This window comes from Catellatospora coxensis, from assembly GCF_016862635.1.
In the GTDB taxonomy this organism is placed as follows: domain Bacteria; phylum Actinomycetota; class Actinomycetes; order Mycobacteriales; family Micromonosporaceae; genus Catellatospora; species Catellatospora coxensis.
The window spans coordinates 1-22,705 of sequence record NZ_BONI01000017.1; the positions used below are offsets into that span (position 1 = coordinate 1).

The 22,705-nt window shown below is 71.7% G+C and carries 19 protein-coding genes; 5 read left to right on the forward strand and 14 right to left on the reverse strand.

Features of this window, described 5'->3' with window-relative positions; all coding sequences use genetic code 11:
- Nucleotides 1-68: 68 nt before the first annotated feature.
- The 3 genes from Cco03nite_RS12080 to Cco03nite_RS12090 form a co-directional block, all read right to left on the reverse strand.
- Complete coding sequence (locus tag Cco03nite_RS12080) at nucleotides 69-1,679, reverse strand: peptide ABC transporter substrate-binding protein (protein ID WP_203692149.1); 1,611 nt, start codon at nucleotides 1,677-1,679, stop codon at nucleotides 69-71.
- A gap of 274 nt (nucleotides 1,680-1,953) precedes the next feature.
- A complete protein-coding gene (locus tag Cco03nite_RS12085) occupies nucleotides 1,954-2,622 on the reverse strand; it encodes a response regulator (RefSeq protein ID WP_203692150.1) in 669 nt (222 codons plus the stop codon).
- 106 nt (nucleotides 2,623-2,728) lie between these two features.
- Nucleotides 2,729-3,964 (reverse strand): ATP-binding protein, encoded by a 1,236-nt coding sequence (locus Cco03nite_RS12090; protein ID WP_203692249.1) that lies wholly within the window; start codon nucleotides 3,962-3,964, stop codon nucleotides 2,729-2,731.
- 148 nt (nucleotides 3,965-4,112) lie between these two features.
- On the opposite strand from Cco03nite_RS12090, the gene Cco03nite_RS12095 reads away from it, so the two are divergent.
- The 3 genes from Cco03nite_RS12095 (at nucleotide 4,113) to Cco03nite_RS12105 (ending at nucleotide 7,169) form a co-directional block, all read left to right on the forward strand.
- Nucleotides 4,113-5,426 carry a PspC domain-containing protein gene (locus Cco03nite_RS12095; protein WP_203692151.1) on the forward strand — a complete coding sequence of 438 codons (1,314 nt, stop codon included), beginning with the start codon at nucleotides 4,113-4,115 and terminating at the stop codon, nucleotides 5,424-5,426.
- Nucleotides 5,423-5,686: a hypothetical protein gene (locus Cco03nite_RS12100; protein WP_203692152.1), complete on the forward strand. Its 264-nt coding sequence runs from the start codon at nucleotides 5,423-5,425 to the stop codon at nucleotides 5,684-5,686. Before Cco03nite_RS12095 ends, Cco03nite_RS12100 begins: the two co-directional genes overlap by 4 nt.
- A 226-nt stretch (nucleotides 5,687-5,912) precedes the next feature.
- On the forward strand, nucleotides 5,913-7,169 hold the full coding sequence (locus tag Cco03nite_RS12105) for a phosphatidylserine decarboxylase (RefSeq protein ID WP_203692153.1): 1,257 nt from the start codon (nucleotides 5,913-5,915) through the stop codon (nucleotides 7,167-7,169).
- 282 nt (nucleotides 7,170-7,451) lie between these two features.
- On the opposite strand, the gene Cco03nite_RS12110 is transcribed toward Cco03nite_RS12105, so the two are convergent.
- The 9 genes from Cco03nite_RS12110 to guaB form a co-directional block, all read right to left on the reverse strand.
- Complete coding sequence (locus Cco03nite_RS12110; protein WP_203692250.1) at nucleotides 7,452-8,357, reverse strand: CDP-alcohol phosphatidyltransferase family protein; 906 nt, start codon at nucleotides 8,355-8,357, stop codon at nucleotides 7,452-7,454.
- A 295-nt stretch (nucleotides 8,358-8,652) separates the two neighbouring features.
- Entirely contained in the window at nucleotides 8,653-9,585 is a 933-nt protein-coding gene (locus tag Cco03nite_RS12115) for an NUDIX domain-containing protein (RefSeq protein WP_203692154.1), read from the reverse strand.
- A gap of 45 nt (nucleotides 9,586-9,630) precedes the next feature.
- Nucleotides 9,631-10,590: an NUDIX hydrolase gene (locus Cco03nite_RS12120; protein ID WP_203692155.1), complete on the reverse strand. Its 960-nt coding sequence runs from the start codon at nucleotides 10,588-10,590 to the stop codon at nucleotides 9,631-9,633.
- 164 nt (nucleotides 10,591-10,754) lie between these two features.
- The gene (gene guaA, locus Cco03nite_RS12125; protein ID WP_203692156.1) at nucleotides 10,755-12,308 is read right to left on the reverse strand and encodes a glutamine-hydrolyzing GMP synthase; all 1,554 of its coding nucleotides are present in this window, start codon (nucleotides 12,306-12,308) and stop codon (nucleotides 10,755-10,757) included.
- Nucleotides 12,309-12,335: 27 nt separating this feature from the next.
- A complete protein-coding gene (locus Cco03nite_RS12130; protein ID WP_203692157.1) occupies nucleotides 12,336-13,094 on the reverse strand; it encodes a DUF3152 domain-containing protein in 759 nt (252 codons plus the stop codon).
- A gap of 66 nt (nucleotides 13,095-13,160) precedes the next feature.
- Nucleotides 13,161-14,801 carry an FAD-dependent oxidoreductase gene (locus Cco03nite_RS12135; RefSeq protein WP_203692158.1) on the reverse strand — a complete coding sequence of 547 codons (1,641 nt, stop codon included), beginning with the start codon at nucleotides 14,799-14,801 and terminating at the stop codon, nucleotides 13,161-13,163.
- A 73-nt stretch (nucleotides 14,802-14,874) separates the two neighbouring features.
- Nucleotides 14,875-16,308: a M1 family metallopeptidase gene (locus Cco03nite_RS12140; RefSeq protein ID WP_203692159.1), complete on the reverse strand. Its 1,434-nt coding sequence runs from the start codon at nucleotides 16,306-16,308 to the stop codon at nucleotides 14,875-14,877.
- A 126-nt stretch (nucleotides 16,309-16,434) separates the two neighbouring features.
- A complete protein-coding gene (locus Cco03nite_RS12145) occupies nucleotides 16,435-17,568 on the reverse strand; it encodes a GuaB3 family IMP dehydrogenase-related protein (protein ID WP_203692160.1) in 1,134 nt (377 codons plus the stop codon).
- 38 nt (nucleotides 17,569-17,606) lie between these two features.
- Entirely contained in the window at nucleotides 17,607-19,094 is a 1,488-nt protein-coding gene (gene guaB / locus Cco03nite_RS12150; protein ID WP_203692161.1) for an IMP dehydrogenase, read from the reverse strand.
- A gap of 184 nt (nucleotides 19,095-19,278) precedes the next feature.
- Between guaB and Cco03nite_RS12155 the strand changes: the two genes are divergently transcribed.
- Nucleotides 19,279-19,659, forward strand: a complete 381-nt coding sequence (locus Cco03nite_RS12155; RefSeq protein ID WP_166383380.1) for a DUF5319 domain-containing protein — start codon at nucleotides 19,279-19,281, stop codon at nucleotides 19,657-19,659.
- 101 nt (nucleotides 19,660-19,760) lie between these two features.
- Here Cco03nite_RS12155 and Cco03nite_RS12160 read toward each other — a convergent pair whose 3' ends face one another.
- A complete protein-coding gene (locus Cco03nite_RS12160; RefSeq protein WP_203692162.1) occupies nucleotides 19,761-20,561 on the reverse strand; it encodes a helix-turn-helix transcriptional regulator in 801 nt (266 codons plus the stop codon).
- Between the two features lie 200 nt (nucleotides 20,562-20,761).
- Here Cco03nite_RS12160 and Cco03nite_RS12165 point away from each other — a divergent pair, with 200 nt between their 5' ends.
- Complete coding sequence (locus Cco03nite_RS12165) at nucleotides 20,762-21,127, forward strand: WhiB family transcriptional regulator (RefSeq protein WP_203692163.1); 366 nt, start codon at nucleotides 20,762-20,764, stop codon at nucleotides 21,125-21,127.
- On the opposite strand, the gene Cco03nite_RS12170 is transcribed toward Cco03nite_RS12165, so the two are convergent.
- Nucleotides 21,108-22,622 (reverse strand): molybdopterin-dependent oxidoreductase, encoded by a 1,515-nt coding sequence (locus tag Cco03nite_RS12170; protein WP_203692251.1) that lies wholly within the window; start codon nucleotides 22,620-22,622, stop codon nucleotides 21,108-21,110. The two genes, Cco03nite_RS12165 and Cco03nite_RS12170, sit on opposite strands and share 20 nt — an antisense overlap.
- Nucleotides 22,623-22,705 lie beyond the last annotated feature (83 nt).

A 22,705-nucleotide genomic window follows, 5' to 3' on the forward strand; every position in this document is an offset into this window, starting at 1 on the left:
GGGGTCGGACCCGCCGGCGTGCCGTGCCCGCGAGGGCCCGGCACGCCGGTTCATATCCGGTGTCTAGCTCACTTGACCGTGACCGTGGCCAGGTCGAGCTCGCCGAAGGTGTTGATGGTGACGGTGCCGAGCTTGGCGGACCACACCGACTGCTGGGACGTGTGCCACAGCGGGATCGTCGGCATGAGCGCCGGCAGCATCGCCTCGGCGTCCTGGTACAGCTTCTCGGCGGCCGCGAGGTCGGCGGTGCCGTCGGCCTCCTTCAGCTTGGCGTCGAAGGCGGCGTCGGAGAACTTGCCGTCGTTGGACGAGGCACCCGTCTTGAGGAGCGGGTTCAGCCAGTTCTCGATGTGCGGGTAGTCAGCCTGCCAGCCGGCGCGGGACATGCCCGTCATCTTCTGGGTGGTGACCAGGGTGCGGAACTCACCGAAGGTCGGGAACGGCTTGCCCACGCACGGCACACCCAGCGAGGTCTGGATGCTGTTGCAGACCGCGTCGACCCAGTCCTTGTGGGAGGCGTCGCCGTTGTAGGCCAGCGAGATCTCCTTCGGCTTGGTGGTCGCCGACTCGAACAGGGCCTTGGCCTTGGCGGCGTCGAAGGTGCAGAACTCGCCACACACGTCGGCCTTGTAGCCGGCCATGTTCGGGTTGACCCAGCCGTTGGCCGGAATACGGGTCTTGTTGAAGATCTTCTCGGTGATCAGCTTGCGGTCGATCGCCATCGACAGCGCCTGGCGCACCTTCGGGTCGTTGTAACCCGGCAGCCAGGTCGGCATCGCGATGAACGCGGACGACGAGACCGGCTTGTTGCTCGACGCCGACGGGAAGTCCGTCTTGTACAGGTCGCCGATCAGCTTGGCCGACGGAACCTGCTGCTGGAAGTCGATCTGGCCGTTCTTGACGTCCTCGTAGGCGGCGGCGTCGTCGGTGTAGACGCGGAAGATGACGTCCTTCACCTTCGGCTTGTCGGCGCCCTGGTAGTCGTCGTTACGGGTGACCTTCAGCTCGACGTTCTTCGTCCACGTGTCGAGCTTGAAGGGGCCGTTGCCGACCGGCTTCTGACCGAACGCGGCCGGGTCCTTGAAGAACACGTCCGGCAGCGGCATGAACGCCGAGTAACCGACCTTGATCGGCCACAGGTTCGACGGGCCGCTCAGGGTCACCTCGAACGTGGTGTCGTCGACGACCTTCAGACCGTCCATCTTGTCCTTGGCCGGCTTCGGAGCCTCCTTCGGGCCCTCGCCGTCCGGGTCCTCGCTGGTGACGTCGGTGTAGCCCTTGATGTCACCGAAGAACGTGCCGTTGATGAGGCCGTTCGGGGTGTACGCCGCGTAGTTCCACGCGTCGACGTAGTTCTTCGCGGTGACGGGGGTGCCGTCGTGCCACTTCCAGCCGGCCTTGAGCTTGACGGTCCAGGTCGTGCCGCCGTCAGCGGAGGTGATCGACTCGGCGTTCGCCATCTCGGTCTTGGCGTCGGCGGCCGCGTAGTTCGTCAGACCGGTGAAGAGCGCGTCGATGACCACGCCGCCCTGGGTCTCCGAGGTACCGGCCGGCACCAGCGGGTTCTGGGGCTCGCCCCAGCTGATGATGAACGAGCCGTCGTTCTTGGGGGTCTCCGGCTCAGGCGTGCTGGTGCAACCAGCCGCGGCCAGGGCGACAGCGGTCAGACCGACTGCCACCTTCCATGGGGTAATCCCACGCATGCGTGTGCCTCCTCAGGCGCTCACGAGGGGGTGTGAGGTGGCCACACTTTCGCACCCCGCGAGCACGCGCCGGAAGGGCCTGATACCAACCCGTTACCGAGACGGGACGACGCCGATATCCCGCAAAGAAATGCTTCACATCTCTACGTCGCGTCCTGACCTGCTGTTTTTATGCTGGTCGGGGCGCTGGTTGATCGAGGAACGAAACACGATGGTAACTGGCATCCCAGCCTGTGGGCGATACCGAGAGTTACACGAGGCGTCTATCTGCTGCCCAACGGGACAATTCATATCTGTTGGACATCTGTAGCTTGCGGAGCACATTGGACACATGGGTCTCCACCGTCTTGATGGAGATGAACAGCTCCTTGGCGATCTCCTTGTACGCGTATCCCCGCGCCAGCAGCCGCAGCACCTCGCGCTCCCGGTTGGTCAGCTGGTCCAGCTCCGGGTCGGCCACGGGCGCGTCCGGGCGCGCGGCGAAGGCGTCCAGCACGAAGCCGGCCAGCCGCGGCGAGAAGACCGCGTCCCCGTCGGCGACCCGCCGGATCGCGTCCACCAGGTCGTCCGGGGAGATCGTCTTCGTGACGTAACCGCGCGCGCCCGCCCGGATCAGGCCGATCACGTCCTCGGCCGCGTCGGAGACCGACAGCGCCAGGAAACGCACCTGCGGCTGGGTCTTGCGCACCGCGTCGAGCACCGCCCGCCCGCCGCCGTCGGGCATGTGCACGTCCAGCAGCACCACGTCCGGGACCACCGAGCCGATCATCGACACGGCCTGGGCCACCGTCGCCGCCTCGCCGACCACGTCGACGTGCGCCCCCAGCTCGGCCCGCACACCCGCCCGGAACATCCCGTGGTCGTCGACCAGGAACACCCGCAACCGCTGCCCACCCTGCTCGCTCATGCCCTCGCTCATGCCCGCTCCTCGCTGCGCTCGTCACGTGCCTGAGCTGCCCCGTGCTTCATGATTCCGTCGCTGCGCTCGCTCATGCCCGCTCCTCGCTCATCTCCGCTGGCCACCCTCATGCCGGGGACTCCTTCGGCTCCTTCGGGGAGGTGACCGTCATGGTCAGCCTGACCTCGGTGCCCTCGCCGACCTCGCTGCGGATCTCCGCGTGGCCGCCGTGCCGCGACATGCGCCCGATGATCGAACCACGGACGCCGTGCCGCCGCTCCTCGACGCCGTTGAGGTCGAACCCGACGCCGCGGTCGCGGACGAACACGCTCAGCATCGTCGGCTCCGCCTCGGCGTACAACGACACGGTCTTGACCTTGGCGTGCCGGGCCGCGTTGACCAGCGCCTCGCGGGCCGCAGCGACGATCGCGGCGACCTTGTCGTCCACCATGCGGTCGCCGACCACGACCGCCTCCACGGCGATGCCGTAGGTGTCCTCCACCTCGGCGGCCGCCTGCTGCAGCGCCGCGGCGAAGTGCTCGGTCGGCGAGCCGGTGGGCTGGTAGAGCCAGTTGCGCAGGCTGCGCTCCTGGCCCCGGGCGATGCGCTGCACCGCGGCCGGGTCGCCCGCGTTGCGCTGGATCAGCGCCAGCGTGTGCAGCACCTGGTCGTGCACCATCGCGGCCAGTTCGGCGCGCTCCTGCTCGCGGATGCGGCCCTCGCGCTCGGCGCGCAGCGCGGTCAGCGTGCGCCACAGCACCGGGGCCGCGACCAGGCCGACGCCGGCGAGCGCCACCAGCGCGAACGCGATCGCCCGCCACATGTCCGCCCAGGAGACGTTGGCGACCGGGGAGTAGAGGAAGACCAGCCCGAGGATGCCCACCGCGACCAGCACCCCGCCGGCCAGGAAGCGCAGCAGGTAGATCCGGCGGTCCCCGTCGGAGAGCGCGGCCAGCCAGGGCGCCGACGGCGACTCGTCGGACCAGCGCTGGCGGCGGTCCGGGTCGCTCTGGTGCCAGATGATGCCCGCGCCGACCGCGACCAGGGCGACCAGCCAGCCGACGGTCATCCCGATCCCGCCGTTGTGGTTGATCAGCGTGCTGACCGTCATCAGCGCGAGCCCGGCCAGCACGAACGGGGCCAGCCGCAGCAGCGAGCGGGGCCGGGTCTCCCCGGGCCCGGCCGGCAGCACGGCCCAGAAGGCGGCGTACAGCAGCGCGCCCAGGCCGTTGATCGGCAGCAGCAGCACGAACGCGATCCGGATCAGCGTCGGCGACAGCCGGGTGTTCGCGGCGATGCCCCCGGCGACCCCGGCGACCAGGCGGTCGGAGCGGGAGCGGGTCAGGCGGGGGTATTCGGGCACGGAGGGCTGCACAGCACCGATGGTTTCACGCGGGGCGCGCCATCGCCCACGGGTGAGGCCCCGGAGATGGGCCACGCGACATTCTCAGGGTCCGCTCAGGGTCGCCGCCTGAGGCAGGTCAGGCCTGCTCAGCGGGACTATCGACAGCATGAGCGATGAGACCCCGACGCCCCCCGGCGCGGCGCCCTCCGCGGAGGCTCCGCCCGCGGCGCAGGCTCCACCCCCTCCCCAGGGCGAGCCCACCTCCCCGTACGTGTCGTGGGCCGCGCCGTACGGCCTGATCCGGCCGCGGCACGGCCGCTACCTGGCCGGCGTGTGCGGCGCGCTGGGCCGCGCCACCAGGACCGACCCGCTGCTGTGGCGGGTGCTGATCGGCGTGCTGTGCGTGTTCGGGGTGGGCATCGTCATCTACCTGGCGGCCTGGCTGCTCACCCCGGCCGAGGGCGACAGCTCCTCGCCGGTCGAGGCGCTGTTCGGCCGCGGCTACTCGAGCGCCTCGTCCACGCTGACGCTGGTGATCGGCGTCCTCACGGTGATCCTCATCGGGGCGGTGACCAACAGCTTCGAGGTCGCCGTGATCGCGGCGATCGGGCTGGTCATCGCCGCGCTGGTGGTGAGCCGCAACACGGCCGGCCAGCAGCCGCGCAGCCGCCCGGGGGCGACCTACCTGCCCCCGGACTACGCCGCGGCGCCGGCCACCGTGCCGGCCACCGCGCCGATGCCCGCCGGGGTGACCGTGCCGGTGCCGCCGGTGGAGCCCACCGGCTACCGGCCCCCGTTCGCCCCGCACGGGCCGTACGCCCCCGCCGCCCCGCCGCCCCCGCCGCCCCCGCTCAAGGCGCCCAAGGTGAAGCGGGAGCCGTCCCGGCTCGGCCGGCTGATCTTCGGACTGGCCATGGTCACGCTCGGCGGCCTGGCCATGATCGACATGACCGGCCGGTCCGTGCCGGGCAGCACCTACGTCGCCGCCGCGCTGGCCGTGGTGGGCGTCGGCCTGGTCATCGGCGCCTGGTTCGGCCGGGCCCGCGGGTACATCCTGATCGGCATCGTGCTCGCCCTGGCGCTGCCGATGGCCGCCGCGAGCGGTGACTGGAGCCGCGAGCGCACCCAGGCCGGCAGCGTGACCTGGATGCCCACCACCCTGGAGGAGCTGCACGACCGGTACGAGCACCGCTTCGGCGAGGCCACCCTCGACCTGACCGGGCTCGACCTGACCGGCAAGGACATCCAGGTGACCGCGCAGATCACCGGCGGCGACCTGAAGGTCATCGTGCCGCCGGACGTCGACGTCACCGTCGAGACCGAGGTCAACCTCGCCGACGCCGACGTGTTCGGCCGCAGCATCAGCGGGGCCGGGCAGCGCGACACCCAGATCAGCCTCGGCGACGACGGCAAGCCGGGCCCCGGCAAGCTGCGCCTCGTACTCGACGTCAACCTCGGTCACGCGGAGGTGATCCGGTGAAGAACCACCGCACCGACTCGGTCTCGCTGTTCTTCGGCCTGGTCTTCCTGCTCGTCGCGGGCGCGTTCCTGGCCCGCGAGGTGATCGACGTGGAGCTGCCCTCGCTGGGCTGGTTCATCGCCGGCGGCCTGATCATCCTGGGCGTGCTGGCGGTGCTCGGGGCCCTGTCGCCCCGGCGCGCCGCCGAGCCGGCCCCGGTCGAGGCCGCGCCGGACGAGGCGCAGCAGGCCGACCGGCCCGAGCCCGAGCACGCCGGCTGACCGTCACCTCACCCAAGCGCCCCTCACCGCGCGAGCCCGCGGTGAGGGGCGCTCTATGCTGACCGGTGAGACACCGGTCGACGACGACGAGGAGCAGCCGCCGTGAGCGAGCACGACCCGCTCGGCCAGGCTGCCGACGAGCGCAGCGAGCAGCAGGCGTGAGCGAGCGCAGCGAACCATCCACGACGCCCGGTCACGCCGCCGAAGAGCGCACTGAGGAGAAGGAATGAGCCAGCACCCGACCGATCGTCCCGGCGCCCCCGCGCTGGGCCCACTCGGCCAGATCCGGATCGGCGACCGCGCCGCCCGCACCCTGACCACCGAGCTGGCCCGCCACGCCGGCCCCAAGACGGCCCTGCTGGTCGGCGCGTCCGCAGACTCGCTGGTGCTGGCCGAGGCGCTGGACGCGCTGCTGCCCGGTGACAAGCTCACCGTCGTCGCCGCCGACGCGGGCGTCGCGGGCCACCTGGCCACCCTGGGCAGCTTCCTCACCGAGCGGGTCAAGGTCGTCGACGACCTCGCCGCGGCCGAGGCCGCCGACCTGGTGATCGTCGCCGAGCCGGTGGTCGGCTCCGGCGAGGAGGCCCGCAACACCGTCGAGCAGCTGAGCAAGTACGTCGCCGAGGGCGGCCTGCTGATCATCGCCGCGGTGGCCCTGCCCGGCCTGTCCGGCGGCGCGACCGACGAGCTCGACCGCATCGCCGCCCGCCAGGGCGTCGGCTCCGACCTGGTGCTGCGCAACACCCCGCCGGTACGCGTGCACCGCCTGCGCTTCACCGACGTCGACCCGGCCGTGGCCGCCAAGCTCAGCCCGGCGTTCCGGCCGTCCAGCGTGCCGCTCTACGGCACCATGAACATCGACTCCAACGGCGTCGCGGCGGCCGGCATCGCGCTGGGCGCGGCCGCGTTCCTCAAGGCCACCCGGCCCAAGTCGAAGGCGTGGGTGCTCCCGGCGCTGCTCGCCGCGCCCGTGGCGGCCTTCTTCCGCGACCCCGAGCGCGAGGTGCCCGCCGACCCGAGCGCCGTCGTCGCCTCGGCCGACGGCCGGGTCCTCAGCGTGGAGCACATCTACGACGAGCGCTTCGCCGACGAGGAGTTCCTGCGCATCGCGGTGTTCCTGTCCGTGTTCGACGTGCACGTCAACCGGGCCCCGGTGGCCGGCAAGGTCGTCGACTACTTCGTCGAGGACGGCGGGTACGCCAACGCGATGAAGCCGGAGGCCGAGCACAACGTGGCCGCGTACACCGTGCTGGAGACGCCGGACCGCAGCCGGGTCGTGGTGGCGCAGCGCACCGGCCTGATCGCCCGGCGCATCGTGCAGCGGGCCCCGATCGGCGCGCTGCTGGCCAAGGGCGAGCGCTTCGGCCTGATCCGCTTCGGCTCCCGCACCGACGTCTACCTCCCCGCCGACAAGGCCGAGGCCCTGGTCGCCCCCGGCGACCGCGTCTCGGGCGGCTCCACGGTCATCGCCCGCCTGCGCTGACCCGCAACTCCCCGACCGGGGCCCCGCCGCACTCCGCGGCGCGGGCCCCGCTCCGTTTTTCATAGACGTTGGCCTATCACATCGACTGAAACGAGATCGAAGTCGACGAGATAGGCCAACGTCTATGGTGGGCGCGACCGGACGGGCGCGACCGGACGGGCGCGGCGCTGGACGGGCGCGGCGCTGGACCGGCGCGAGGCGCGGCGGCGGGTGCGTGGTGGGCAGACAGACGGAAGCGCCGCCCCGGTCCGTGGACCGGGGCGGCGCTTCGTGGAGCTGTGATCAGGCGATGCGGGCGGTGGCGCGGCGCTGGCGGGCCCAGATGACCGGGCCGCTCAGCAGGTAGACCAGCACCAGCAGGCCGAAGGTCACCTGCGTGTTCCAGACCAGGCCGACCAGCGGCAGCAGGAACAGCGTCGGCGGGAGCTTGACCACCTTCGCGAGCTTGGCGTACGGGAAGCTGGAGACCATCGCGACGGCCAGCAGCACCACCCCGAACACCAGCGCCTCGGCCGGCAGCGCGCTGCCCATCGTGGTCTTCAGCAGCACCGTCACGGCCAGCACGGTCGCCGCCATGGTGGTCGGCACGCCGCAGAAGAAGCGGCCGTCCTTCGGCGAGACGTTGAACCGGGCGAGCCGGATCGCCGCGCAGCAGGCGACCATGGCGCAGGCCGCGATCAGGACTGGCGTGGGAACGCTGCCCTGAAGCGTGGCGAACACGACGACGGGCGCGGCGATGCCGAACGACGTCATGTCGCCCAGCGAGTCCATCTGCACGCCGAACGGGCTGGCCACGCCGAACTTGCGGGCCAGCGCGCCGTCGAGGCCGTCGAAGGTGATGCAGGCCAGCAGGCACAGCGCGCCGTACATCGGGGCGCGGCCGTCGGGCCGGCCGATGACCGCGAGGAAGATCGCGGTCATGCCGAGCAGCAGGCTGCTCAGCGTGCAGGCCTGTACGAGCGCGAACTTGATGCGGCGGTCGAGCGTGCGCTCGCCCGGCAGCAGCGGGATCGTCGTCGGGGTCGGCTGCTCCACCGGCTCGGCCGTGGCGGCCTGCTCGATGGAACGCAGTTCGACCGGGTCAAGGCCAGGCAGCGCGGTGCTCGTCGCAACGGAAGGGTCGGCCTTGCGCAGGCGGCCCACCGGCACCAGCAGCATCTGCCGGGCGAAGGAGCCACCGGCACGCAAGCGGCCGGTCCACTGGCGGCCCGCGGGGCGCGGGCTGTCCGTCAAGCGACGCCGACGCCATAAGGCTCTCGGCACGTGTCGTCCCTCCATACCGGTTTCGGTTCCTTTCCGCCGCCTCAGCGGACCGACCGGCTTTTGCGGCCTACACCATCGCACACGTCCGCGTGCCTTGGCGATACCCGGCGCGATCTTCGTGCGCCGTCCCTGCTGACGGGGGCAATCCGCCCGGCGGAGGGCAGCAGCGCTCCGGGGGCTGTTCGTCTTGTCAGCGTCTGAGTCTACCCGACAGCGGCAATCAGGAAATATGTCGCAATTCTCGGTGAGCCGACTCGGTCAGGGGAATACCGTCCAGCTCAGCCCGGGTGAACCAGCGCGCCTGCGCGGTCGACCCGCCGGCCGCCTCGGTGACCGACGGCACTGTGGGCTCCGGCACCTCCACCCGGAACACGGCGCGCACGGTGTACCAGTCGTAGGGCTCGCCCTCGGGGCCCATCGCGGCCGGGTTGTGCGCCGAGTTCACCCGGAGCAGCTCGGTCACCTCGCCGACCTGCCCCGACTCCTCGTAGATCTCGCGGACCAGGCCGATCGCCGGGGTCTCGCCGAAGTCGGTGCCGCCGCCGGGCAGGTGCCACTTGCCCGCGCCCGGGTAGTTCTCGGCGATCAGCGACAGCAGCACCCGGCCGGCCGGGTCGGTGACCACGCCGTACGCCCCGAAACGGGCGACCTTGCGCCCGCCGCGCAGGTCGCGGCCGTTGGGCCCGGTCTCCCCCGCCTCGTCGGGCTGCGCGGGGCGCTGCCCGCTGGCCGGGCCGGTGGCGTCCAGCCCGAGGGTGCGTGCCGCGAAGGGGATGAGGTCCAGCGAGCCCAGGCGCGCCGGCTCGATCCACGCGGGCAGGTCGGAGGTGCCGTCGGCTTCCACGGTCAGGTCGCCGCCGGTGACCGTCATGTCGTAGATGATCCGGTCGTGGTGCAGCAGCACCCCGCGCCACGGGAACTCGACGAGATCCGAGCTGACCTCACGCAGGCCGGAGATCCGGGCGGTCAGCCCGGTCTCCTCCCGGAACTCGCGCACCACCGCCTCGGCCGGGTCCTCGCCGTGCTCCAGGCCGCCCCCGGGCAGGAACCACACGCCCGGGAAGTTGGACCTGGCCGACGAGCGGACCAGCAACAGCCGGCCCTGCTCGTCGCGCGCTATGCCGTAGGCCCCGATGCGCCGCCGTTTCTCCACCACGACAGGCTATCGGGCGCCCACGACACGACCTTCCCCGGCGCGTCAGGCCGGGGGCCGCGTCAGCGAGGCCGCTTTCAGGGCCTCGGCGGTGACCTCGGTGACGTCCTCCGGCCCGAGCTCGCCCAGCTCGTCGGAGGTGACCCAGCGGGCCTCGGCGGTCGAGCCGCCGACGTCGTACACCTTGGGCTTGGTGGCCCGGTCGACGCGGACCCGGTAGAAGGCCCGCACGCCGTGCCAGTCGATGGGGTAGCCCTCCGGGCCCAGCGAGGCCGGGTCGCGGTGGCTGGCCACGCCGAGCAGCTCGCCGAGCCGGCCGCGCTGGCCGGTCTCCTCGACCAGCTCCCGGATCAGGGCTACCCCGGGCTGCTCGCCGTAGTCGGTGCCGCCGCCGGGCAGGTGCCACTTGCCCGCGCCGGGATAGTTGGCCGCGATCCGGGTCAGCAGCACCCGCTGCAGCCGGTCGGTGACCACGGCGTACGCCGCGAAGCGCTGCGCGCGGTGCAGCCCGTCCGGGCCCGGTGCGGCGAAGAAGGACGGGAAGTCGGGCACCTCGTCGGGCAGCAGGTCGATCGCCGCCTCGGTGATGCCCAAAGCGCCCGCCGTGAACGGCCGCAGCGGCAGCTTCGCCGCCTCCTCGGGAGTGAACCAGCCGACCAGGTCGGTGGGCTGGTCGACGCGCTCCCGCAGCGCGCCGCCGCGAACCCGGGCCGCGTAGATGACGCGGTCGGTGTGGATGGTGACGCCGCGGTGCGGCAGCGCCCGCATGTCGGCCAGGACGTCGCGCAGCCCGGTCACGGCCACGCTCAACCCGGTCTCGGCGGCGGTCTCCCTGACGACGGTGTCATTGGGATGCTCGCCGTGGTCCACTGCCCCGCCAGGCAGGGACCACACGCCCGGTGTCCCGGACTTCATCGAGGCGCGGACCAGGAGCACCTGGTCGGTCTCGTTGGTGATGACGGCGTATGCGGCGATCCGCCGCAACGGCTCCAGCGCGGTGGTCACGAGAAACCATTCTCCCCCGGCACGAAGATCACGACAAGATGTCCGATTTTACGATCATGTTTACACCGTTAAACGATGGTTTGTACCGGCCGTTCGGCCTACCCCAGAAGTGATCAAAGGCCCCACCCGGTGAGGGTGAGGCCTTGATCAGGGAAAAGCGGGATTCACTCCCATTCGATGGTGCCCGGCGGCTTGCTCGTCACGTCCAGGGTGACCCGGTTGATCTCCCGCACCTCGTTGGTGATCCGGGTCGAGATCCGGGCGATGAGGTCGTACGGCAGGCGCGACCAGTCGGCGGTCATCGCGTCCTCGCTGGAGACCGGGCGCAGCACCACCGGGTGGCCATAGGTGCGGCCGTCGCCCTGCACGCCCACCGAGCGCACGTCGGCCAGCAGGACCACCGGGAACTGCCACACGTCGCGGTCCAGCCCCGACGCGCTCAGCTCCTGCCGGGCGATCAGGTCGGCCGCCCGCAGAATGTCGAGGTTGTGCTGGTTGACCTCGCCGATGATGCGGATGGCCAGGCCCGGACCCGGGAACGGGTGCCGCCAGACCATCTCCTCGGGCAGGCCCAGGCTCTGGCCCAGCGCCCGCACCTCGTCCTTGAACAGCATGCGCAGCGGCTCGACCAGGTCGAACTTCAGGTCGTCGGGCAGGCCGCCCACGTTGTGGTGGCTCTTGATGTTGGCGGTGCCGGTGCCGCCGCCGGACTCCACCACGTCCGGGTAGAGCGTGCCCTGGACCAGGAAGCGCACATCCCCGGCGGTGGCGATCTCGCGGGCCGCCGCCTCGAAGACCCGGATGAACTCCCGGCCGATGATCTTGCGCTTGGCCTCCGGGTCGGTGACCCCGGCCAGCGCGCCGAGGAAGCGCTCGGTCGCGTCGACGACCTTGAGCTTGATGCCGGTCGCGGCGACGTAGTCGCGCTCGACCTGCTCCGCCTCGCCCGCCCGCAGCAGACCGTGGTCGACGAAGACGCAGGTCAGCTGGTCGCCGACGGCCTTGTGCACGAGCGCCGCGGCCACCGCCGAGTCGACGCCGCCGGACAGGCCGCAGATCACCTCGGCGTCGCCGACCTGGGCGCGGATCGCGGCCACCTGGTCGTCGATGACGTTGCCCATGGTCCAGACCGGCTCGATGCCGGCCACCTCGTGCAGGAACTTCTCCAGCAGGCGCTGCCCGTACGGGGTGTGCGCCACCTCGGGGTGGAACTGCACCCCGGCGAAACCGCGGCTGACGTCCTCGAACGCGGCGACCGGAGCACCCGGCGAGGCGGCGGTGACGGTGAACCCGGCCGGTGCGGCGCTCACGCAGTCGCCGTGGCTCATCCACACGTCCTGGCGCGCGGGCAGGCCCGCGAACAGCACGCCCGCCTCGGGCTGCGCCTCGACCACGGTGCCGCCGAACTCGCGCAGGCCGGTGTGGCTGACCGTGCCGCCCAGCGCCGCGGCCATCGCCTGGAAGCCGTAGCAGATGCCGAACACCGGCACGCCCTGGTCGAACAGGGCCGCGTCGACCTGCGGCGCGCCGCGCTCGTACACGCTGGACGGGCCGCCGGACAGGATGATCGCGGCCGGGTTCTTGCGCATCATCTCCGCGACCGGCATGGAATGCGGCACGATCTCGGAGTAGACCCGTGCCTCCCGCACCCGACGGGCGATCAGCTGGGCGTACTGGGCACCGTAGTCAACCACCAGGACGGGGCGAGGCGTCGTCATGACGTCAATCTTAGGGTGCGACGCAGGTCACCCCACGTAGTGGACCCCGTCCGGGTACGGGTACGGGTTGGGCTTGCAGCCCTGCAGGGACTTGGTCTGCTGCTGCATCACCGGTGCGAGCTTGCCCGTGCCCGGACAGTTGACGTGCCCCTTGCCGAGAAAGTGACCGACCTCATGGTTGATGACCATGTGGCGGTACACCTCCATGTCGGTGAACCCGTCCGCGCCGTTGGTCCAGCGCCGCAGATTGATCACGACGTTGTCGCCGTACCGGCAGGAGAAGATGCCGTTGGTCTGCAGCCCCGCCTTGGCGCAGAGCCGGTCGGTGGTGCCCGGGGTGGACAGCATGATCCGGAAGTTCGCGCTCGCGCCCGGGGCGACCCGCTGGAAGCGCCACTTCTTCGAGGCGATCCAGCTGTGCTCGTCGGCCAGCACCTCCTCGACCACCGCCGCGAACCCGTCCGGCTCGAACGCGGTGATGCCGTCCTCCACCTGCACCTGGTAGCGGCGCAGCGTGCCCGCGTCGCCGACGATCGGCGAGCTGCCCGCCGCCGTGACGAACGTGCCCTCGCCCCGCTCCAGCACGGTGGCGTTCTTCGTCGGCTTCGGCGAAGGTTTCGCCGAAGCCGACGGTGCGGCGGCCGACGGCTCCGCCGACTCCATCAGCTGCGGCGACGCGGCCGGCTGGAACGCCGGCTGCTCGGGCTGCTCGGACGTGCCGCACCCGGCCAGCGCCAGGGCGAGCACGGCGACCGTCGTCATACGAGCGGTGAAGATCCTCCCCATGGCGATCACCTTATGTGGGCAGACCGGTCCTGTGGAGGTGGTCCCGCGCCCGCGTTCGGATCACGGTCAGATCATCTTCTGGTACGGCTCGCCCAGCGGCGGCCGCAGATCCGGCTCGCCCTTCACCGGCCACGCCGCGAACGCCCGCTCCGCCTGCGCGGTGATGGTCAGCGACGGGTTCACGCCAAGGTTCGCGGCGACCGCGGCCCCGTCGGCGACGTGCAGCCCCGGATGCCCGAAGACGCGCTGGTACGGGTCCACGACGCCGTGCTCGGCGTCGGCTCCGATGACCGCTCCGCCCAGGATGTGCGCGGTCAGCGGGATGTCGAGCACCTCCGGCAGCGCCCCGCCCGGCAGCCCGCCGATCTCCTCGGCCAGCAGCCGCACCGCCTCGTTGCCCGCCGGGATCCAGGTCGGGTTCGGCGCGCCGTGGCCCTGCGTCGAGCGCAGCCCGCCGCCCCGCAGCCGCACCGTCAGCGAGTTGTCCGCCGACTGCATGACCAGCGCGATGATGGTCCGGTTGGACCAGTCGCGCACCGACATCGCCCGCAGGTACGCGAACGGCCACCGGAACATCGCCGCCGCCCAGCGCCGCCCGCGCCCCGGCCCGCCGTCGGTCAGCGCCGACTGGAGCAGCCCCATCGAGTTCGAGCCCTTGCCGTAGCGCACCGGCTCGATGTGGGTCCGCTCGTCCGGATGGAACGAACTGGTGATCGCCACGCCCTCGGTGTACTTCAGCCCTCGCTTGCGGGCCTGACCGGGCAGCACCGTCGCGCCGACCAGCGACTCCGAGTTGGTCCGGGTCAGCGCGCCGAGCCGGTCGGACAGGTGCGGCAGGTCGCCCGACGCCTTCATGCCGTGCAGCAGCCGCTGCGTGCCGAGCGCGCCCGCCGCGAACACCACCTGCCCGGCCTCGATCACGCCGCCGCCGGCCGCGCGCCGCCGCCGCCCGAACCGCGCCCCGGTCCGGACCAGCTCCACCCGGTAGCCGCCCTCGACCGGCTTCACGGCGGTGACCGTCGACATCGGGAAGATCTGCGCGCCGGCCTTCTCGGCCAGCCACAGGTAGTTCTTGACCAGGGTGTTCTTGGCGTTGTGCCGGCAGCCGGTCATGCACTCGCCGCAGTGCAGGCAGCCCGCCCGCTCGGGGCCCGCGCCGTCGAAGAACGGGTCCGGCACGGACTTGCCCGGCATACCCAGGAAGACGCCGACCGGGGTCGGGTGGAACGTGTCGCCGACGCCCATCCGCTCGGCGACCTTGCGCATCGCCTCGTCGGCGGGGGTGGTGCGGTCGTAGACGGTCACGCCGAGCATGCGCTCCGCGGTGTCGTAGTGCGGGGCCAGCTCGGCCTTCCAGTCGGTGATGTCGCGCCACTGCGGGTCGGTGTAGAACGGGTCGAGGGGGCGGTACAGGGTGTTCGCGTACACCAGCGAGCCGCCGCCGACGCCCGCGCCGGACAGCACCAGCACGCCCGCGCCGTCGTGGCCCTTGTCCGGGCGCAGCAGGGTGATCCGCTGGATGCCGTAGCAGCCCAGCGCCGGGGCCCACAGGAAGCGCCGCAGCCGCCAGCTGGTCTTCGGGAAGTCCTGGTCGGCGAAGCGCCGCCCCGCCTCCAGCACGGCCACCGAGTAACCCTTCTCGGCCAGCCGCAGCGCCGCCACACTCCCACCGAACCCGGAGCCGATCACCACCACGTCGTAGCGCATGCCGAGATTATTACCGGCCAGTTAACTTCACGAAAGGCCCTCCCGCCGCCCGCCAGCGAGCCGCGGGGCAGGGTCACTGGGCGGGGCGGCCGGTTTCGAAGAGCCACTTCTGGAAGAAGTCGCCGAGGTCCTGGCCGCTGACGCGTTCGGCGAGGGTGATGAACTCGGCGGTGTTGGCGTTGCCGTCGCGCTGGTCGGTGGCCCAGGTCTTCAGGATCTCGAAGAACTTGTCGTCGCCGACGAGTTTGCGCAGCGCGTGCAGGGTCATCCCGCCGCGGTCGTACACGCTGCCGGAGAAGATGTTGTCGGCGCCGGGCGCGCCGGGGGCGATGTCCCAGATCCGGCTGCCGGGGTCCTCGTACCGGGAGTCGAACTCCTCCTGGATGGTGGACACGCCGATCTTCTCGCCCCACATCCACTGGGCATACGTCGCGAAGCCCTCGTTGAGCCAGATGTGCTCCCAGCGCTCCACCGACACGCTGTCGCCGAACCACTGGTGGGCCAGCTCGTGGGCGACCACGATCGTGTTCTGCCCGCGGCTCCAGAACGCGTTCGAGTAGACCGGCCGGGTCTGCGTCTCCAGCGCGTAGCGCACCCGCTCGTCGTCGATGACGATGCCGCCGTACGCGTCGAACGGGTACGGGCCGAAGTACTGCTCCAGGAAGTCGGTGATCTCGGTGGTCTTCGCCATGGCCTCGTCGATGTCGCCCTTGGGCAGCGTCTCGGCGACCGCGGTCAGCACCGGCTTGCCCTTGTGCACGCCCTCTACGGTGCGGTAGTCGCCGATCACGAAGGTGGCCAGGTAGGGGGCCATCGGCGAGGTGACCTTCCAGCGCCAGCTGGTCCAGCCGTTCGCGGTGGACTTGCCTTCGAGCAGTCCGTTGCTGATGGCGTCGAGGTCGCCGGGCACGGTCAGCTCGATGGCGTACAGCGCCTTGTCCTTGGGGTGGTCGTTGACCGGGAACCAGGTCGTCGCCGACTCGGGCTCGCCCAGGGTGAACGCCCCGTCGGGGGTGGTGAGGAAACCGGTGATGCCCAGGTCGGGGGCGGTGATCGCCTTCGGCACGCCGCCGTAGGTGACGACGGTGACGAACTGCTTGCCGGACGCGACCGGGACGGCCGGCGTGATGATCAGCTCGTCGCCCTGCCGGGTCGAGGTGGCCGCCACGCCCTCCACGGTGATCTTGTCGACGGTGAGTCCGTGCAGGTCGAGGTGGAACTTCGACAGGTCGGTGGTGGCAGTGGCGGTCACCGTGGCGACGCCTGCCAGCTTGTCGGTCGCCGGTTCATACTTGATCTTCAGGTCGTACGCCGAGACGTCGTACCCGCCGTTGCCGTAACCCGGGAAGTACGGGTCGCCGGCCCCGGCCAGGTCGACCGGCACCGGGACCGGAGCGGGGAACTCCTGCGCGCCCGCGCCGCTGAACAGGGGCCGGGTCTGGCCCGAGCAGCCGCCCAGCAGCGCGGCCGTCACCGCCGCCGCCACGACCCACGTACGCCTGACCATGCGACCTCCCGCCGTAGAGCCTCAACCCTAACCGCCGCCGACGACGCCTCGGCGCGTAACGTGCACGAAGCCCCGCCGAGCTGCGTACACAGCAGCGGCGGGGCACCGGTCGAGCAGATGGGACACTCAGTTGTCGAGCAGCAGGCCGACCTTCTGGAACTCCTTCAGGTCGCGGTAGCCGCACTTGGCCATGGCCCGCTTGAGGCCGCCGAACAGGTTCAGCAGGCCGTCCGGGTCGGTGGCCGGGCCGTAGAGCACCTGCTCCAGCGTGCCCAGCGGCTCGGGGGTCAGCCCGATCGAGCCGCGCGGCAGCTTCGGGTGGCTGGCCGACGGGTGCCACCACAGGCCGTTGCCGGGCATGCCGTCGGCCAGCGACAGCGGCGCGCCGAGCATGACGGCGTCGGCGCCGCAGCCCAGCGCCTTGGCGATGTCGCCGGAGGTGTGCAGGTCGCCGTCGGCGATCAGGTGCACATACCGGCCGCCGGTCTCGTCCAGGTAGTCGCGGCGGGCCGCGGCCGCGTCGGCGATCGCGCTGGCCATCGGCACCCGGATGCCGAGCACGGCCTCGCTGGTGGTCAGGTGGTCCGCGCCGATGCCGACGATGACGCCCGCCGCGCCGGTGCGCATCAGGTGCAGCGCCGTCTGGTAGTTGGTGCAGCCGCCGACGATGACCGGCAGGTCCAGGTCGGCGATGAACTCCTTGAGGTTCAGCGGCTCGTCCACGGTGGAGACGTGCTCCGCCGACACGATGGTGCCCTGGATGACCAGCAGGTCCACGCCGGAGTCGAGGATGACCGGGGCCAGCGCCAGGGTGTGCTGCGGGGACACCCGCACCGCCACGGTGACGTTGCCGTCGCCCGCGAGCGCGCGCATCTCCCGCACCCGCTCGGCGATCAGCTCCGGCTTGATCGGCTCGGCGGCGTAGAGCTGCTGCAGCCGGGCGGTCAGGTTCTCGTCCTCGCCGGCCTCGGCCAGCGCTTCGAGCTGCTTGCGCGGGTCCTCGTACCGGGTCCACAGGCCCTCGACGTTGAGCACGCCCAGCCCGCCGAGCCGGCCCAGCGCCACCGCGCTGGCCGGGCTCATGATCGCGTCGGACGGGTGCGCCACGCACGGGATGCCGAACTTGTACGCGTCGAGCTGCCAGCTCGTCGAGACGTCGTCCACATCGCGGGTACGGCGGCTCGGCACGATCGCGATGTCATCCAGGTGGTAGCCGCGCTGGGCGGTCTTCCCCATGCCGATCTCGACGATGTCACGCACAGTGGGTCCTCTCCGCGGTTCGCTTAAGCATGCAGACGCTACCGCGAGTGGTAGTTCGGCGCTTCCACGGTCATCTGGATGTCGTGCGGGTGGGACTCCTTGAGCCCCGCCGCGGTGATGCGCACCAGCTGGCCCTTGGCCCGCAGCTCGGCGATGTCGGCCGCGCCGCAGTAGAACTGCGCCTGGCGCAGGCCGCCGACGAGCTGGTGGGCGACCGTGGCCAGGGTGCCGCGGTAGGGCACCTGACCCTCGACGCCCTCGGGGATGAGCTTGTCGGCCTGGGTGACGTCGGCCTGGAAGTAGCGATCCTTGGAGTAGGACTGGGCGGCCGGGCCGCGGGCCAGCATCGCGCCGAGCGAGCCCATGCCGCGGTATGCCTTGAACTGCTTGCCGTTCATGAAGACCAGGTCGCCGGGGCTCTCCTCGCAGCCGGCCAGCGCCTGCCCGAGCATGACGGTCTCCGCGCCGGCCACGATCGCCTTGGCGATGTCCCCGGAGTACTGGATGCCGCCGTCGCCGATCACCGGCACGCCCGCGGGCGCGCAGGCCCGGGCCGCCTCCATGATCGCGGTGATCTGCGGCACGCCGACGCCCGCCACGATCCGGGTGGTGCAGATGGCGCCCGGCCCGACCCCGACCTTGACCGCGTCCGCGCCGGCCTCGACCAGCGCCTTGGCACCGGCGTAGGTGGCCACGTTGCCGCCGACGATGTCGGCCTCGGACTCCTTCTTCAGCCGCGCGACCAGCTCCAGCACCGCCCGGTTGTGGCCGTGCGCGGTGTCCACCATGATCACGTCGACGCCCGCGTCGATCAGCGCCCGCGCCCGCTTGTAGCCGTCGTCGCCGACACCCACCGCGGCGGCGACCCGGAGCCGGCCCGCGGCGTCCTTGGTGGCCAGCGGGAACTGCTCGGTCTTGACGAAGTCCTTGACGGTGATGAGCCCGCGCAGCCGGCCGCTCTCGTCGACCAGCGGCAGCTTCTCCACCTTGTTGGTGCGCAGCAGCGCCAGCGCCTGCTCCTTGGACGCCCCGACCGGCGCGGTGATCAGCGGCATCGGGGTCATCACCTCGCGTACCTTCACCGACATGTCGGTCACGAAGCGCATGTCGCGGTTGGTGACGATGCCGACGAGCGTGCCGTCGGCATCGGTGACCGGCAGGCCGGAGATGCGGTAGCGCGCGCACGTGGCGTCCACGTCGCGCAGCGTGTCGTCGGGCGAGCAGGTCACCGGATTGGTGATCATGCCGGACTCGGACCGCTTCACCAGGTCGACCTGGGCCGCCTGGTCCTCCACCGACAGGTTGCGGTGCAGCACGCCGATGCCGCCCTGGCGGGCCATCGCGATCGCCATCCGGGCCTCGGTGACCGTGTCCATGGCACTGGAGACCAGCGGGATCTGCAGGGTGACGTTCCTGGTCAGCCGGGTCTGCGTGGTCACCTGGCTGGGGATCAGGTCCGACTCGCCGGGCACCAGCAGGACGTCGTCGAAAGTGAGGCCGAGTGGAATCTCGCGGGCGGCATCCATCTTTTTGTCCCCCTGGGTCCGGAGCGCGGCATGTGGGTGTGATGAGGCTCCAATGAATCGTACCCAGCGCTCGACCAGGCTCGAATTCGCCCGGACGTGGGGTGGCCCACCTCATGGAGATCTGTCGCTGACGCGCGGGGGACTCATGCCTGCGCTGCCGCGCTCAGGGGTCTAACGTGAAGGGGTGCAGCACGACGAGCCCATTGACCCCTTCCACGGGGATCCGACCGACCCCACGGCGGGCCTGGACGACCCCGAGGGCGACGCGTACGGCGAGCTCTCGACCTCCGAGCGCGCCGACCTGCTCGCCGACCTCGCCGAGCTCGAGGTCTACCAGGTGCTGCTCTCCCCCAAGGGCATCCGCGGCCTGGTCGTCGACTGCGAGGACTGCCGCGAGCCGCACTACTTCGACTGGGACCTGCTCCGGGGCAACCTGCGCCACCTGCTCGACTCGGGCCGACCGCGCGTGCACGAGCCCGCCTACGACCCCGACCCCGACCACTACGTGACCTGGGAATACGCCCGCGGCTACGCCGACGCCGTAGACGACATGGTCGAGGAGTAGCGCCCACCGCCCCGGGCCTTCGGCCTCGGCCCCCTGCCGCAAGGCCGGGATGTCCTGCGGCGCCCGGCGCGGGGAGGGGTCCGCGCCGGGCGTCGCTCGGGTTAGAAGACCAGGCCGGCTCGGAAGCCGGCGGCGACCGCGTGGGCGCGGTCGCGGGCGCCGAGTTTGCGGAACAGCCGGCGGGCGTGGGTCTTGACGGTGTCCTCGGAGACGAACAGGTCGCGGCCGATCTCGGCGTTGCTCTGGCCGTCGGCCATGCCCCGCAGCACCTGCAGCTCCCGCTCGGTCAGCGTGACCGAGCGGGCCGGGCGCACCACCCCGCCGGGCGGGGCCTCCCCCGGCAGGTCGCCACGCTGGGCGGGCACCACCGCGGACGGCACCGAGCCGGGGCCGCGGTTGGCGTACGGGACGGACATGCCCGGCCCGGCCGGCGGCATGGCCCGGCCAGGTCCGTGGGCTCCGGCGGCGGGCGCGCGGGACGCGCCTGCCATCACGCCGCTGACCGCGGGCCGCACGGCGTCGGCGGTCCGCGCGGCGGGCCTGCTGACCAGCAGCAGCGCCTTGGCGGCGGTGCTCACCGGATCAGGCTCGGTCCCGCCGATGAGCCCTCTGGCCCCGGCCCGGATGGCGGCCTGCGCGGCGGCGGGCTCCTCCGGGCCGAACAGCACCAGCTGGGCGTGTGGCACCGCGGTCATCACCTTTCGGGTGAATCCCACGGTATCGGGCCGGGTGAGCGCGGTGTCGGCCAGCACGATCCCGGCCGGGAACGCGGCAAGCTGCGCGATCGCCTCGGCGGCACTGGTCACGGTACGCACTCCAGCGGCCACGCCCAGCCGCTCGGCACACGAGGCGATGGTCGCGGCCGCCGCGGCGGTGCGGACGCATACGAGAACGGTCTGCACGGTGATCCCCCTCTCTCCTGCGAAGAAGACCACGAGACACCCAGATCATTACGCACTTTCCGGGGATTCCGTCGAAATCTCGGTCCAGCACTACCTGATCATCCACTGGATGGCGACAAGTGGACGTACGCGGAGTAACGTGCTGACGTTGCCTAAATCTCTTCGCTTGAACTCAAGCCTCCCATCCCCTAGGAGGTCAGATGGCTCACTTCCGCAGACTTCCCGGTCCGATAGCCGACGTTTGGGACTGGCAGCATCACGGCGCGTGCAAAGGCCGTGACAGCCTGCAGTTCTTCCACCCCGATGGTGAAAGAGGCTCATCTCGGGGGCGCCGCGAAAGCGCGGCGAAACAGGTATGCGAACGCTGTCCCGTGCGCTCCGAATGCGCCGCGCATGCGTTGACCACCCGCGAGCCGTACGGCGTATGGGGCGGGTTCACCGAGAACGAGCGGCACCAGTTGTTGCAACTGGGCTGGCGCGAATGCGCAGACCGGCGCGGCGAGCGCGTCGACGTGCGGCGGCTCGAAGCTCGACTCTCCGAGGACGTCAGCGCACCTGCACGCTGATCGTGTGCCAGCCGGTCGCCCCGTCCGGGGCGGGATCGGCGCGGGCCTCCGTCTGGACCTGACCACTGGTGTCCGCCGCGCGCACGGCGAGCGTGTGCTCGCCCGGCGCGGCGTCCCAGCGGAACGTCCACTGCCGCCAGGTGTCCGGTGACACGGTGCCGGCCAGGTCGGCGGGCTGCCACGGGCCGTCGTCGACGCGTACCTCCACCGCGGTGACCCCCCGGTGCTGGGCCCACGCGACACCGGCCACGGTGACCGTGCCCGCGGTGACGGTGCCGCCCTCGCGCGGGGTGTCGATCCGGGACTCGGTCTTGATCGGCCCCTGCGCGGACCAGCCCCGGCGCACCCAGTACGCGTCGAAGTCAGCGAAGGAACTCAGCTCCAGCTCGGTGACCCACTTGGTGGCGCTGACGTAGCCGTAGAGGCCGGGCACCACCATGCGCACCGGGAAGCCGTGCTCGACCGGCAGCGGCTCGCCGTTCATCGCCACCGCCAGCATCGCGTCCCGGCCGTCGCGCAGCAGCGCGGTGGGCGTGCCGCAGTTCCAGCCGTCCACCGACCGGCTGACCACCTGGTCCGCGCCGTCCAGCGGGCCGGCCTCGTCGAGCAGGTCCTTCAGCGGCACGCCGAGCCAGCGCGCGTTGCCGATGAGGTCGCCGCCGACCTCGTTCGAGACGCAGGCCAGCGTCACGTACCGCTCGATCATGGGACGGGCCAGCAGCTGCTCGAAGTCGAGCGTCAGGGGCCGGGCGACCCGGCCGTGGATGCGCAGCTGCCACGTCGCCGGATCGACCTGCGGCACGATCAGCGCCGTGTCGATCCGGTAGAAGTCGGCGTTGGGCGTCACGTACTCCGACAGGCCGGCCACCGGCGGATCGACCGTGCCCGGCAGCGCGGGCGCGGGGCTGCCCGGCCGTGGCAGCGTGATCGCCGCGCGGGCCTGCTGCACGTCCTTGCGGGACGCCAGCGCCCGCCCGAGGTAGCCCGCGACCGCCGCCGCCCCGAACCCGGCCACGCTCAGCCGCAGGAAGCGCCGCCGCCCCGCCGCGCGAGACGCCGCGGTGGCCGGGCCGTCCGGCAGGTTCTCGACACGGCCGGCCACCCCCAGCAGCAGGTGCAGCACGCCCACCGCGGCGGCCGCGCCGAGCACGGCGGGCAGGAAGGCGGCGGGCCCGGCGTCCGGGCGGCTCAGCGCCGCCACGGCCCCGATCAGGCCGAACAGCGCGATCCCGGCGACGCCCCAGCGGAAGTCCCGGCGCGCGGCCAGCCCGACCAGCGCCGCGAAGAGCGCCAGCAGCAGCGACGTGCCGACGAGCAGGGCGATCTTGTCGTACACCCCGAAGACGCTGATCGCCGCGGCCTTGACCGGCTCCGGCACCAAGTCGATCACCGCGCCGCCGACCGCGATCAGCGGCGCGGTGCGCGGCCCCGTCCACACCGCGACCAGCTCGCCCAGCCCCACCGCCACCGCGGCCGAGACCACACCCGCGACCATCGCCCGTCCACGACTAACCACGCCCGCCAGTCTGCCCCGCGTCGCCGCGCAACGGCAGGGCCCGACGGCTTACCGTTTCCTTA

Bases quoted from the DNA above. Each gene is read 5' to 3' on its own strand.
- guaA (WP_203692156.1), bottom strand. From the start codon at position 12,308: ATGACGACGCCTCGCCCCGTCCTGGTGGTTGACTACGGTGCCCAGTAC.
- Cco03nite_RS12140 (WP_203692159.1), bottom strand. From the start codon at position 16,308: ATGGTCAGGCGTACGTGGGTCGTGGCGGCGGCGGTGACGGCCGCGCTG.
- Cco03nite_RS12095 (WP_203692151.1), top strand. From the start codon at position 4,113: ATGAGCGATGAGACCCCGACGCCCCCCGGCGCGGCGCCCTCCGCGGAG.
- Cco03nite_RS12170 (WP_203692251.1), bottom strand. From the start codon at position 22,622: ATGGTCGCGGGTGTGGTCTCGGCCGCGGTGGCGGTGGGGCTGGGCGAG.
- Cco03nite_RS12165 (WP_203692163.1), top strand. From the start codon at position 20,762: ATGGCTCACTTCCGCAGACTTCCCGGTCCGATAGCCGACGTTTGGGAC.
- guaB (WP_203692161.1), bottom strand. From the start codon at position 19,094: ATGGATGCCGCCCGCGAGATTCCACTCGGCCTCACTTTCGACGACGTC.
- Cco03nite_RS12085 (WP_203692150.1), bottom strand. From the start codon at position 2,622: ATGAGCGAGGGCATGAGCGAGCAGGGTGGGCAGCGGTTGCGGGTGTTC.
- Cco03nite_RS12135 (WP_203692158.1), bottom strand. From the start codon at position 14,801: ATGCGCTACGACGTGGTGGTGATCGGCTCCGGGTTCGGTGGGAGTGTG.
- Cco03nite_RS12130 (WP_203692157.1), bottom strand. From the start codon at position 13,094: ATGGGGAGGATCTTCACCGCTCGTATGACGACGGTCGCCGTGCTCGCC.
- Cco03nite_RS12105 (WP_203692153.1), top strand. From the start codon at position 5,913: ATGAGCCAGCACCCGACCGATCGTCCCGGCGCCCCCGCGCTGGGCCCA.